The sequence below is a fragment of the Pseudomonas sp. Irchel 3A7 genome, assembly GCF_900187565.1.
In the GTDB taxonomy this organism is placed as follows: Bacteria; Pseudomonadota; Gammaproteobacteria; order Pseudomonadales; family Pseudomonadaceae; genus Aquipseudomonas.
The window spans coordinates 206,543-219,890 of the sequence record NZ_FYED01000007.1; the positions used below are offsets into that span (position 1 = coordinate 206,543).

Annotated in this window: 10 protein-coding genes; 8 read left to right on the forward strand and 2 right to left on the reverse strand. The window is 57.9% G+C overall.

Annotated elements, in window-relative coordinates; genetic code table 11:
• Positions 1-3: 3 nt before the first annotated feature.
• The 7 genes from atpA (at position 4) to glmS (ending at position 8,644) form a co-directional block, all read left to right on the forward strand.
• The gene (gene atpA, locus CKW21_RS13940) at positions 4-1,548 is read left to right on the forward strand and encodes a F0F1 ATP synthase subunit alpha (protein ID WP_095194537.1); all 1,545 of its coding nucleotides are present in this window, start codon (positions 4-6) and stop codon (positions 1,546-1,548) included.
• Between the two features lie 50 nt (positions 1,549-1,598).
• Entirely contained in the window at positions 1,599-2,459 is an 861-nt protein-coding gene (gene atpG, locus CKW21_RS13945; protein WP_095194538.1) for a F0F1 ATP synthase subunit gamma, read from the forward strand.
• Between the two features lie 27 nt (positions 2,460-2,486).
• Positions 2,487-3,863: a F0F1 ATP synthase subunit beta gene (atpD, locus tag CKW21_RS13950; protein WP_095194539.1), complete on the forward strand. Its 1,377-nt coding sequence runs from the start codon at positions 2,487-2,489 to the stop codon at positions 3,861-3,863.
• Between the two features lie 45 nt (positions 3,864-3,908).
• Entirely contained in the window at positions 3,909-4,334 is a 426-nt protein-coding gene (locus CKW21_RS13955; protein WP_010465460.1) for a F0F1 ATP synthase subunit epsilon, read from the forward strand.
• Between the two features lie 113 nt (positions 4,335-4,447).
• On the forward strand, positions 4,448-5,815 hold the full coding sequence (gene glmU / locus CKW21_RS13960) for a bifunctional UDP-N-acetylglucosamine diphosphorylase/glucosamine-1-phosphate N-acetyltransferase GlmU (RefSeq protein WP_095194540.1): 1,368 nt from the start codon (positions 4,448-4,450) through the stop codon (positions 5,813-5,815).
• Positions 5,816-6,033: 218 nt separating this feature from the next.
• On the forward strand, positions 6,034-6,810 hold the full coding sequence (locus CKW21_RS13965) for a DeoR/GlpR family DNA-binding transcription regulator (RefSeq protein ID WP_095194541.1): 777 nt from the start codon (positions 6,034-6,036) through the stop codon (positions 6,808-6,810).
• Position 6,811: 1 nt separating this feature from the next.
• Entirely contained in the window at positions 6,812-8,644 is a 1,833-nt protein-coding gene (gene glmS / locus CKW21_RS13970; protein WP_095194542.1) for a glutamine--fructose-6-phosphate transaminase (isomerizing), read from the forward strand.
• A gap of 227 nt (positions 8,645-8,871) precedes the next feature.
• Here the strand turns inward: glmS and CKW21_RS13980 are convergent, their stop codons facing one another.
• A complete protein-coding gene (locus tag CKW21_RS13980; RefSeq protein ID WP_095194544.1) occupies positions 8,872-10,344 on the reverse strand; it encodes a serine hydrolase in 1,473 nt (490 codons plus the stop codon).
• A gap of 55 nt (positions 10,345-10,399) precedes the next feature.
• Positions 10,400-11,317 (reverse strand): LysR substrate-binding domain-containing protein, encoded by a 918-nt coding sequence (locus CKW21_RS13985; protein ID WP_095194545.1) that lies wholly within the window; start codon positions 11,315-11,317, stop codon positions 10,400-10,402.
• 472 nt (positions 11,318-11,789) lie between these two features.
• On the opposite strand from CKW21_RS13985, the gene CKW21_RS13990 reads away from it, so the two are divergent.
• Positions 11,790-13,346 (forward strand): ABC transporter substrate-binding protein, encoded by a 1,557-nt coding sequence (locus tag CKW21_RS13990; protein WP_095194546.1) that lies wholly within the window; start codon positions 11,790-11,792, stop codon positions 13,344-13,346.
• Positions 13,347-13,348 lie beyond the last annotated feature (2 nt).

Genomic DNA, 13,348 nt, shown 5'->3' on the forward strand with positions numbered 1-13,348 from the left:
GCAATGCAGCAACTCAATCCTTCCGAAATAAGTGAAATTATCAAGGGCCGCATCGACAAGCTCGATGTGACCTCCCAAGCCCGTAACGAAGGCACTGTCGTCAGCGTATCTGACGGCATCGTGCGGATTCACGGTCTGGCCGACGTCATGTACGGCGAGATGATCGAGTTTCCGGGCGGTGTCTACGGTATGGCCCTCAACCTGGAGCAAGACTCCGTAGGTGCCGTTGTATTGGGTGCATACCAGTCTCTGGCTGAAGGCATGAGCGCCAAGTGCACTGGCCGCATCCTGGAAGTTCCGGTTGGTAAGGAACTGCTGGGTCGCGTAGTCGACGCACTGGGTAACCCTGTTGATGGCAAAGGTCCGCTGAACAACACCGAGACCGATGCGGTCGAGAAAGTTGCTCCAGGCGTGATCTGGCGTAAGTCGGTAGACCAGCCTGTACAGACTGGCTACAAGGCTGTCGATGCCATGATCCCTGTCGGCCGTGGCCAGCGTGAGCTGATCATCGGTGACCGTCAGATCGGTAAAACCGCTCTGGCGATCGACGCGATCATCAACCAGAAGAACAGCGGCATTTTCTGCGTCTACGTAGCGATCGGTCAGAAACAATCGACCATCGCCAACGTGGTTCGCAAGCTGGAAGAAAACGGCGCCCTGGCCAACACGATCATCGTGGCTGCCAGTGCTTCGGAATCTCCTGCGCTGCAATTCCTGGCACCGTACTCCGGTTGCACCATGGGCGAATACTTCCGCGACCGCGGTGAAGACGCGCTGATCGTTTATGACGATCTGTCCAAGCAAGCAGTGGCTTACCGCCAGATTTCCCTGCTGCTGCGCCGTCCACCAGGCCGTGAAGCTTACCCAGGCGACGTGTTCTATCTCCACTCCCGTCTGCTGGAGCGCGCATCCCGCGTTTCGGAAGAGTACGTAGAGAAGTTCACCAACGGCGCAGTGACCGGCAAAACCGGTTCCCTGACCGCACTGCCGATCATCGAAACCCAGGCTGGCGACGTTTCCGCGTTCGTTCCGACCAACGTGATTTCCATCACCGACGGTCAGATCTTCCTGGAATCGGCCATGTTCAACTCGGGCATTCGTCCTGCAGTGAACGCCGGTGTTTCGGTATCCCGTGTGGGTGGTGCCGCTCAGACCAAGATCATCAAGAAGCTCTCCGGTGGTATTCGTACCGCTCTGGCTCAGTACCGTGAACTGGCGGCATTCGCCCAGTTCGCTTCTGACCTGGACGAAGCGACCCGTAAGCAACTTGAGCATGGTCAGCGCGTTACCGAGCTGATGAAGCAGAAGCAATACGCGCCAATGTCGATCGCCGACATGTCGCTGTCGCTGTATGCCGCTGAGCGTGGGTTCCTGACTGACGTTGAAATCGCCAAAGTCGGCAGCTTCGAGCAAGCGCTGATTGCTTACTTCAACCGCGATCACGCCGAATTGATGGCGAAGATCAACGTGAAGGGTGACTTCAATGACGAAATCGATGGCGGTATGAAAGCCGGTATCGAGAAGTTCAAGGCCACCCAAACCTGGTAAGCCGCAGCGGGGGCCGGAAGGCTCCCGCTTGCTAACCTGATAGGTGTTACATGGCAGGCGCAAAAGAGATTCGCAGTAAGATTGCGAGCATCAAAAGCACGCAAAAAATTACCAGCGCCATGGAAAAAGTGGCGGTCAGCAAAATGCGCAAGGCACAAATGCGCATGGCTGCTAGCCGTCCTTATGCGGAGCGTATCCGCCAGGTAATTGGGCATCTGGCCAACGCCAACCCGGAATACCGCCATCCGTTCATGATCGACCGCGAAGTCAAGCGCGTCGGTTATGTCGTGGTGAGCAGTGACCGTGGTCTGTGCGGCGGCTTGAACACCAACCTGTTCAAGGCCCTGGTCAAGGACATGGCGGTAAACCGCGAAAACGGCGTCGAGATTGATCTGTGTGTGATTGGTAGCAAGGGTGCGGCTTTCTTCCGCAACTTCGGCGGTAACGTCGTTGCAGCTATCAGCCACCTGGGTGAAGAGCCGTCGATCAATGATCTGATCGGCAGCGTCAAGGTGATGCTGGACGCTTATCTGGACGGTCGTATTGACCGCTTGTCCGTGGTGTCCAACAAGTTCGTCAACACCATGACGCAGCAGCCTACCGTGGAGCAATTGGTTCCGCTGGTGGCAACCCCGGATCAAGAACTCAAGCACCACTGGGACTATCTCTACGAACCGGACGCCAAAGAGCTGCTTGACGGCCTGATGGTGCGTTACGTGGAGTCGCAGGTGTACCAGGCGGTGATCGAGAACAATGCGGCTGAACAAGCTGCGCGGATGATCGCGATGAAGAACGCTACCGACAACGCCGGTGATTTGATCAGCGATTTGCAGCTGGTCTACAACAAGGCGCGTCAGGCTGCGATCACCCAAGAGATCTCGGAAATCGTCGGCGGCGCTGCCGCGGTTTAACGGTTCAAATATTCAGAGGATCCAGCTATGAGTAGCGGACGTATCGTTCAAATCATCGGCGCCGTTATCGACGTGGAATTTCCACGCGACAGCGTACCGAGCATCTACAACGCGCTGAAAGTACAAGGCGCGGAAACTACCCTGGAAGTTCAGCAGCAGCTGGGCGACGGCGTAGTTCGCACCATTGCGATGGGTTCCACCGAAGGCTTGAAGCGCGGTCTGGACGTTATCGACTCCGGCGCTGCCATCTCCGTACCAGTCGGTAAAGCGACCCTGGGCCGGATCATGGACGTATTGGGCAACCCGATTGACGAAGCTGGCCCGATCGACACCGAAGAGCGCTGGGGCATTCACCGTCCTGCGCCATCCTTCGCTGAACAAGCGGGCGGCAACGACCTGCTGGAAACCGGTATCAAGGTTATCGACCTGGTTTGCCCGTTCGCCAAGGGTGGTAAAGTCGGTCTGTTCGGTGGTGCCGGTGTAGGCAAGACCGTAAACATGATGGAACTGATCCGTAACATCGCCATCGAGCACAGCGGTTATTCCGTGTTCGCCGGTGTGGGTGAGCGTACTCGTGAGGGTAACGACTTCTACCACGAGATGAAGGACTCCAACGTTCTGGACAAAGTGGCACTGGTTTACGGTCAGATGAACGAGCCGCCGGGAAACCGTCTGCGCGTAGCCCTGACCGGCCTGACCATGGCCGAGAAGTTCCGTGACGAAGGTAACGACGTTCTGCTGTTCGTCGACAACATCTATCGTTACACCCTGGCCGGTACCGAAGTATCCGCACTGCTGGGCCGTATGCCTTCGGCAGTAGGTTACCAGCCGACCCTGGCTGAAGAGATGGGCGTGCTGCAAGAGCGCATCACTTCGACCAAGCAAGGTTCGATTACTTCGATCCAGGCCGTATACGTACCAGCGGACGACTTGACTGACCCGTCGCCAGCGACCACGTTTGCCCACTTGGACGCCACCGTCGTTCTGTCCCGTGACATCGCTTCCCTGGGTATCTACCCAGCGGTAGACCCACTGGACTCGACTTCGCGTCAGCTGGACCCTAACGTGATCGGCAACGACCACTACGAGACTGCTCGTGGTGTTCAGTACGTGCTGCAACGTTACAAAGAACTGAAGGACATCATTGCGATCCTGGGTATGGATGAGCTGTCGGAAGCCGACAAGCAGTTGGTAAACCGTGCTCGTAAAATCCAGCGTTTCTTGTCGCAGCCGTTCTTCGTGGCTGAAGTCTTCACCGGTGCTTCGGGTAAATACGTTTCCCTGAAAGACACCATTGCTGGCTTCAAAGGCATCCTCAACGGTGACTACGACCACCTGCCAGAACAAGCGTTCTACATGGTTGGCGGCATCGAAGAAGCGATCGAGAAAGCCAAGAAACTGTAATCCCGGCGCCCGGCAACGGGCGCTAATTTAGGTTGAGGCAATCAGATGGCTATGACAGTCCATTGCGATATCGTCAGCGCGGAAGGAGAAATCTTTTCCGGTCTGGTCGAGATGGTGGTTGCGCACGGTGCACTGGGTGATCTTGGTATCGCCCTGGGTCACGCGCCGCTCATCACCAATCTCAAGCCGGGTCCGATCCGCCTGATCAAGCAGGGCGGGGAAGAGGAGGTGTATTACATCTCCGGTGGTTTCCTCGAGGTTCAGCCGAACATGGTCAAGGTTCTTGCCGACACCGTGCAACGTGCTGCCGACCTGGACGAAGCCTCCGCTCAGGAAGCCGTTAAGGCTGCCGAGAAGGCCTTGCATGAGCGGGGCGCGGAATTCGATTACGGTTCTGCTGCCGCACGTCTGGCCGAGGCTGCAGCTCAGCTGCGCACCGTCCAGCAGATCCGCAAGAAGTTCGGCCATTAAGGCCAGCTTGTTGTGCGATTGATTAAAAAGGGTAGCCTCGGCTACCCTTTTTTCTTTTCCGACTTTCATCACTATGGTCGCAGCCGCTGACCACCCAGGATTGGTAGCCAGTCATGTCTCTTGAAATCGTTATTCTCGCTGCTGGTCAAGGTACGCGCATGCGTTCGGCCTTGCCGAAAGTCTTGCACCCGATTGCCGGCAATTCGATGCTCGGCCATGTTATCCACAGCGCCCGGCAACTCGATCCACAGCGCATCCATGTGGTAATCGGTCATGGTGCCGAGGCAGTACGTGAACGCCTGGCCGCCGACGATCTGAATTTCGTCCTTCAGGACAAACAGCTGGGCACCGGTCATGCCGTGGCCCAAGCGATTCCATTCATCGAAGCCGATACCGTGCTGGTTCTTTACGGTGATGTGCCGTTGATTGAAGTCGAAACTCTGCAACGCTTGCTCAAACTGGTAGTGCCAGGGCAAATGGGCTTGCTAACCGTCGAGCTGGACGATCCAGCCGGTTACGGCCGAATCGTTCGTGATGCTGACGGTAAGGTCTCTGCCATCGTTGAGCACAAGGACGCCAACGAATCTCAGCGCGCTATCAAAGAAGGCAACACCGGTATCCTCGCGATGCCTTCGGACCGCCTGGCTGATTGGACCGGTCGTCTGTCGAACAACAACGTTCAGGGTGAGTACTACCTGACGGACGTGATCGAAATGGCAGTGAACGACGGTCTGGTCGTCGCCACCGAACAACCCCACGACGCCATGGAAGTGCAGGGCGCCAACGACCGCAAGCAGCTTTCCGAGCTTGAGCGTCACTATCAGTTGCGCGCCGGTCGCCGCTTGATGGCCCAGGGCGTAACCCTGCGCGACCCCGCACGTTTTGACGTACGCGGTGAAGTAACCGTTGGCCGTGACGTGCTGATCGATATCAACGTGATTCTCGAAGGCAAGGTTGTCATCGAAGATGACGTGGTGATCGGCCCGAACTGTGTGATCAAGGACAGCACCCTGCGAGAAGGCGTGGTGATCAAGGCGAACAGCCATATCGAAGGCGCGATTCTCGGTGAAGGCAGCGATGCCGGGCCGTTTGCGCGTTTGCGTCCAGGTACGGTGCTGGAAGCACGGGCGCATGTGGGTAACTTTGTCGAACTGAAAAACGCGCATTTGGGTGAAGGCGCCAAGGCCGGCCATCTGACGTATCTGGGCGATGCCGAAATCGGTGCACGCACCAACATCGGCGCCGGCACCATCACGTGCAACTACGATGGCGCCAACAAGTGGAAAACGGTGTTGGGCGAAGATGTTTTCATTGGTTCCAACAACTCGTTGGTAGCGCCTGTGGATATCCTCGACGGTGCGACGACCGCAGCGGGTTCGACCATTACCTCCACTGTGGATAAATCCCAGTTGGCGGTGGGGCGCGCACGCCAGAAGAACATCGATGGCTGGAAGCGGCCGGAGAAGGTCAAAAAAAGCTGAGTTATCCACATATCGATGATGAGCTGAAGTTACGCACAGGCAGAACCATCGTATTCGCGGGCAAGCCCGCTCCCACAGGGTTATCAATATACCTTGGGGGAGTGGCCTTGCCCGCGAAGCGTTTATCCACAGAACTTTTTATCGCCTCGCGCTTGACGAAGTTTCACTGATAGGTTTTGATTGCTTACGTTATCTTTCGGATCGAAACTTAATCAACCATGTCGAAGCGCAATACACCTCAACGCCGCCACAACATCCTGGCCTTGCTCAACGAGCAAGGCGAAGTCAGTGTGGACGAACTGGCCAAGCGCTTCGAAACCTCTGAAGTTACGATTCGCAAGGATTTGGCCGCACTTGAAAGCAACGGTTTGCTGCTACGTCGTTATGGCGGTGCGATCACTATGCCCCAGGAACTGGTGGCCGATCTCAGTCAGCCTGTCTCCAAATACAAGCAAGCCATCGCCCGTGCTGCAGTGACGCGGATTCGCGAACACGCGCGCATCATCATCGACAGCGGCAGCACCACCGCAGCGATGATCCCGGAACTCGGCCAACAACCGGGTCTGGTGGTGATGACCAATTCCCTGCATGTCGCCAATGCCCTGAGCGAGCTCGAGCATGAGCCGGTGCTGCTGATGACCGGAGGCACCTGGGACCCGCACTCTGAGTCCTTTCAAGGGCAGGTTGCCGAGCAGGTACTACGCTCTTACGACTTCGACCAATTGTTCATCGGTGCCGATGGCATCGATCTGGTGCGTGGCACGACGACCTTCAATGAGTTGCTGGGATTGAGCCGGGTCATGGCCGAAGTGGCGCGCGAAGTGGTGGTGATGGTGGAAGCCGACAAGATCGGTCGCAAGATTCCCAACCTGGAACTGCCCTGGAGCAGTGTCCATACCCTAATTACCGATGATCGCCTGCCGGCTGAGGCACGGGATCAGATTCAGGCCCGCGGTATCACTTTGATTTGCGCGGCCGTCAGTCAGGAGAAATAGCATGTGTGGAATTGTTGGCGCAGTCGCAGAACGTAACATCACTGCCATCCTGGTCGAAGGCCTCAAGCGTCTTGAGTACCGCGGGTATGACAGTGCCGGGGTCGCGGTTTACACCAATGACGAAAAACTCCAGCGCCTGCGTCGTCCGGGCAAGGTCAGCGAGTTGGAGCAAGCCCTGAATGAAGAAGCCCTGGCCGGCCGCTTGGGTATCGCCCATACCCGTTGGGCGACGCACGGTGCTCCGAGCGAGCGAAACGCGCATCCGCATTTTTCCGGTGATCTGGCGGTGGTGCACAACGGCATCATCGAAAACCACGAAGCGCTACGCGAGCAGCTCAAAGCCCTGGGCCACGTCTTTACGTCGGACACCGACACTGAAGTCATCGCCCATTTGCTGAACCACAAACTCAAGGAATTGCGTGATCTGACCGTTGCCCTCAAGGCGACAGTCAAAGAACTGCATGGTGCTTACGGCTTGGCGGTGATCAGCGCCCAGCAACCGGATCGCCTGGTGGCGGCCCGTAGCGGTAGCCCGCTGGTGATCGGTCTGGGCCTGGGTGAAAACTTCCTGGCCTCCGACCAGCTGGCCCTGCGTCAAGTCACCGACCGTTTCATGTACCTGGAAGAAGGCGATATCGCGGAAATTCGTCGCGACAGCGTGCAGATCTGGGACGTTAACGGCCAGGCTGTCGAGCGCGAAGCCGTGCAATACCGCGATGGCGCCGAAGCTGCGGAGAAAGGCGAGTTCCGCCATTTCATGCTCAAGGAGATCCACGAACAACCGTCCGTGGTGCAGCGCACCCTGGAAGGTCGCATCAGCCAGAACCAAGTATTGGTGCAGGCATTCGGTCCACAGGCGGCCGAGCTGTTCGCCAAAGTGCGCAACGTGCAGATCGTCGCTTGCGGCACCAGCTATCACGCCGGCATGGTCGCCCGTTACTGGCTCGAAGAACTGGCCGGTATCCCTTGTCAGGTCGAAGTCGCCAGCGAGTTCCGCTACCGCAAGGTCGTGGTGCAACCTGACACCCTGTTCGTCACCATTTCCCAGTCCGGCGAAACCGCCGACACCCTGGCCGCTCTGCGTAACGCCAAGGAACTGGGCTTTCTCGCCAGTTTGGCCATCTGCAACGTTGGCATCAGCTCCCTTGTGCGTGAGTCCGATCTGACGCTGCTGACCCAGGCCGGTCGCGAAATCGGCGTGGCATCGACCAAAGCGTTCACCACCCAACTGGTTGGCTTGCTGCTGCTGACCCTGTCCCTGGGTCAGGTAAGCGGTACCTTGGCCGACGGCGTTGAAGCCAGGCTGGTCGAAGAACTGCGTCGCCTGCCAACCCGTTTGGGCGAGGCGCTGGCAATGGACAGCACCGTGGAGAAAATCGCCGAGCTGTTCGCCGAGAAGAACCACACGCTGTTCCTCGGCCGTGGCGCGCAATTCCCGGTGGCGATGGAAGGGGCACTCAAGCTCAAGGAAATCTCCTACATCCACGCCGAAGCCTACCCGGCCGGCGAGTTGAAACATGGTCCGTTGGCGCTTGTGGATAACGACATGCCCGTGGTGACCGTGGCGCCAAACAACGAGCTGCTGGAGAAACTGAAGTCCAACCTTCAGGAAGTCCGTGCCCGTGGTGGCGAGCTGATCGTCTTCGCCGACGAGAAGGCCGGCATGACCAATGGTGAAGGCACGCACGTCGTGCAGATGCCGCACATCCACGACATCCTTTCGCCGATCCTCTACACCATCCCGTTGCAACTGCTGTCTTACTACGTGGCCGTTCTGAAGGGCACTGACGTTGACCAGCCGCGCAACCTGGCGAAGTCGGTGACGGTGGAATAAGTTATCCACAGCCGGTAAAACCTTAAGCGGTTCTTGAGTTAGTGAGAAATCTGTGGCGAGGGAGCTTGCTCCCGTTTGAGTGCGCAGCACTCACAAAAATCACGTTGGTTACCAGATTTTTTGGGGCTGCTGCGCAGCCCAACGCGAGCAAGCTCGCTCGCCACAGGGATTGGTAAGGCTCAGGATCCGCGTAAGTGAACAGCATTCCCCCGACTTCGGGTTTTTTTTCAGTCCGTCAATCGCCGACCCCGTAGTGGCTGTTGGGCCAGCACACCGCTGTTGACATTGACGCTGCGTTCCCACGTCAGGCCATCTGCCGTAAAGGTGCAATGGACCGTGTCGCGGAAGGCGCTGGCGAGGTAGATCCATTGCATCTCCAGTGTCTTGCCATCGAGCCAGCGTGCGCCGGCGATGACGGCTTCGTCCTTGAAGGCGTAGCCATGGTGCAGTTCACTGCCTGGCATGTCCGTGGTCCCCTGATGCCAGCAATCCAGTCCCGCAACAATGCGATGAACCCCCGAGTTATCGGTCAGGTACACGGTCAGCGCATCGGTTTCAAAGGTAAAACTGAGCCGAGCGACGCCCAGGTCGTTGGTCTCCATATCGAAAGTGGTGGAAACGGCGAAAGGGGAAGTGGCTGCGGATTCGAATGCGGGTACCTGGCGCATCGTATCCAGACGTTGCATCAGGCGGGTGTCCGCTTCAGTCGTCGATTGCGGGGTGTCGAGGAAGGCCGCCGGAAAGTGACGTTCGATATGCGGGATGATCTGTGCCGAGTTCTTCATGGCGCCGACCAGCGCCAGCGTTGCACCATCGCCCGGAAAGACAATCGCCATTTGTACGAAAACGCCAACCGCGCAGTAGGCCCCTTGTGGTTTGATCGCCCAGTGATACCCGTACTTGCTGTTGGAACCGCCTTGCGGGCGAGTCGCGGCCTGGACCCATTTGCTCGACAGAATACGTTTGCCTTCCCACAGGCCATCCTGAGCATGGAGGATGCCGAGCTTGAGCATGGACGCCGGCGTAGCGGTCAGGCCATTGCCGCCCGGGTTGATTCCGTCAGGTCCGATGGCCCAGTGCTCGTCCGTAATGCCTAGCGGTTCGAACAGGCGTGGACGCAGATAATCATGCATGGTCTGGCCCGTTACCTTGGTCACGATCGCCGACAGCATGTAGCTGGCAGCGCTGGTGTAGACATAGTGTCCACCAGGCTCATGGACCAGCGGAATCTTGAAAAACTCGGTGATCCAGCTGCTGTCGATTGAGCGCCAGACCGATCCCGATGTGTTGGATTGATGGCCGGTGCGCATTGTCAGCAAATGCTCGACGGTCATGCTCGGCAAACGCGGATCGACGTGCGCCGGCAGGTGTTCCGGGAAGAAAGACATCACCGTATCGCTGAGGTGCAGCAGACCTTCGTCATGCAGGAAACCGATGGCGCACGCCGTGAAGCTTTTCGCTACCGAATGCAGGACACGCGGGCGATCCGGGGTGTAGGGCCACTTCCAGCCTTCGACGGCGACTTTGCCATGGCGGTGCAGGATCAGCCCGTGCAAGTCCAGGCCAGCGCTCTCGACCTCATCGAGAAAGGCAATGATGCGATCAGGCGCGATGCCTGCCTCACTGGCCGTCGAGCGGTGCAGTCCGTCATGACTTGTTGAAAAAGAGGGGACGGACGACAAGGAAGGGTGCGCAGGCATGAAAGGCAGGTCTCTTGTGACGTGAACGGAAGTGATCGAAGGGGGAAACGTGGTCTCAGCCTTTGGGTCGATGGACCAGGCGCGAGTAGGAAATCAGCATACTGGTCAATTCCTGCGTGACCTGGGTGAACGGTGAAGATCGACGGCTGATCAGGCACACATCGCGCGAAGCCAGCGGTTCCCGGATCGGGATAGTGATCAATGACGAGGAGAACAGCTTCATGCCGGGCAGCATGCGCGGTTCGATGGTCAGGTAGTCTGACTCTGACACGATGTGCAGGATTTCCAGCAATGAGTCGGCCGTGATCGCGATCTTCGGCGGTGCCAGTCCTTGAGCCCTGAACAACTCGATCAACCGGTTCTCTGCACCGCCCACCACGCCGGCGGGCCTTACGCTGATCCATTGACAGTCAGTCAACTCGCGCACTGAACGGGCGTGTGCTTGTGGATGCCCTTTGCGTGCGATGATGCTGGCATCGGAGCTGTAGAGCCGCTCGATGTTCAGGTCGATGTCGGTGACGTTGGGCGCCAGGGGGCACATGACGAAGTCGAGTCGGCCATCGCGAATCTTCTCGATCAACATCTTTGTCGAGCCGCTGGCGACGTGAACCTGCACCTTGGGGAATTTGCGCGTGAAGCTGCTGAAAACCGGCATCAGCAGTTCGGCCAGGGGTTCTGCGGTGACACCCAGTGCGATTTGCCCTTCGGGTTCGCCCTTCCATTGCTGGATGTCTTGCAACGCACGATCGCAATCCATGGTGATCGAACGCGCCCGGGTCAGAAAACTTTCGCCCGCTGGCGTCAGGTTGATGCCCTGGTTGGAGCGCGCCAGCAGGACGACGCCCAACTCTTTTTCGAGGCTTTGGATCGATTGGGTCAGGGTACTCTGCGCAACACCCAATTGCCGGGCCGCCGAACGAAAGCTGCCTTTCTCGACGACCGAGCAAAAGGCACGAAGATGAACCAGCGTCATGGGAGGTAACCTCAGGGAACACGGCAAGGCATGATCGATTTGACCGAAGCTTATCCGAACAAATGCCCGTAAATGCTATCGATTCAAGTGATCATGATCGGACAAAGTGATTTATGAAAGTTAGGCAATACCGCGCAAACCCCCGGTTGGCGGGCCGTTGATTCGCATTGGCGATGAATGGTCAGTGGGGTGAGCGGAAATACCGAACATGATCATCCCATACGTTCTTCTCAATGCGCTTGCCACCCCCCTAAGATCGGCCCCATCACCTTGGATCACTTCGGACCGGTTCATCGCTTCGCGGCAATCAATCCCAAAACACAAACCCAAAACAACAATGACATCGGATGTAAAACCTCCCTCAGGCGTGTGCCCGGCGGAGCTGTAAAACAAGAAAAATCATCATGTGCCCGGCCGTGCCTTCGTCTTGAGGTCCTGCCAACGTCCGGGCCGACAGCTAAAGGTTCTTGATATGAACAAAGCTTTTCTTCTGGCCGGCGGCCTCTCGGCCGTCATGACCGCCCACGCCTGGGCGGACAACACCCTGACCGTGGCCTTGAACGCAGACATTCGCAGCACTGAGCCGGGTGTTAACCGTGACACCAACTCGGATGCGGTGATCCTGCATTTGACCGAAGGACTGGTGGCTTTTCGCGAGGACGCCAGCGTCGGTCCGCTGCTGGCCAAGGAAGTGCAGGTTTCCGAAGATGGCCTGCGCTACACCTTCCACCTTCGCGACGGTGTGAAGTTTCAGAATGGCGCGTCTCTGACATCCGCTGAAGTGCTGTGGAGCTGGCGTCGTTATCTTGATCCGAAAACCCAATGGCGTTGTCTGGGCGCGTTTGATGGCAGCGGTGGGACCAAAGTGGTCGATATCTCGGCCCCGGATCCGCTGACTGTGGTGTTCACGCTCGATAAGCCCAGCGGACTTTTCCTGGCCAGCACGGCGCTGCCGGAATGCGGTGGCAGCGGCATCGTGCACCCTGATTCTGTGGTGGATGGCGCCTGGAAAGCCCCGATCGGCACCGGGCCGTTTAAGCTGGGCGAATGGAAGGCCGCACAGTCGATCGAGCTGCTGCGCTTCGCGGATTACACACCGCGCGCAGAAGCCGCTCCCGATGGCTACACCGGCAACAAATCGACGACGCTTGATCGCATCAAACTCATGATCATCCCGGACCCGGCGGCCGCCAAGGCGGCGTTGCTGTCGAAAAACGTCGACATGCTGGTGGATGTCACACCGCTGGATGCCAACGAATTGGCAGCGATCCCGAAGGTGAAGGTTTCGTCCAGTGGCACCATGTCGATCAGTGCCCTGTTGTTCCAGACCCGTGACCCACTTTTGCAGGATGTGCGCTTGCGCGAGGCAATTGCCTACTCGCTGGACACCTCGCAAATCGTCGCTGCCTTGACCGACAACCGCTCCAAGGCCAACGCCTCGATGGTTGCAGTGGGCAGCAAATATCATCAGGCGGTTGAAGACAAGGGTTATGGCTATGACCCGGTCAAGGCCCGTCGTCTGCTCGCCGAGGCCGGTTATAAAGGCCAGCCGATCAAACTCCTGGTGAACAAACGCTACCCTTCGATCTTCGACATGGGCGTGTTCACGCAAGCCATGGCCAAGGAAAGCGGCATCAATCTGGTGCTGGAAACCCTGGAGTGGGGGACTCAGCTGGAGCGCTATCAGACCGGTAACTACCAGATGATGGCGTTTCCTTACTCCGAACGACTGGACCCGGCATTGAGTTTCGATTCAGTCACCGGCGACAAAGACAAGGAGCCGCGCAAGGTCTGGGACAACCCGCAGGCCCGGGAATGGCTGTCGGAAGCCATGCGTGAATCCGATCCGGCCAAGCGTCAGGTGCTGTTCGATAAATTGCATCAACAGATGATCAAGGATGTGCCGCTGATCGTGATGTACAACGGCAACTCGATCTCGGCGCACCGTGATTACGTGCAGGGGCTTCGTCCGTGGCCAGTCTCCAAGCCACGTCTGTGGACCGTTGATCTGCAAGCCGGGAGACCCTGATC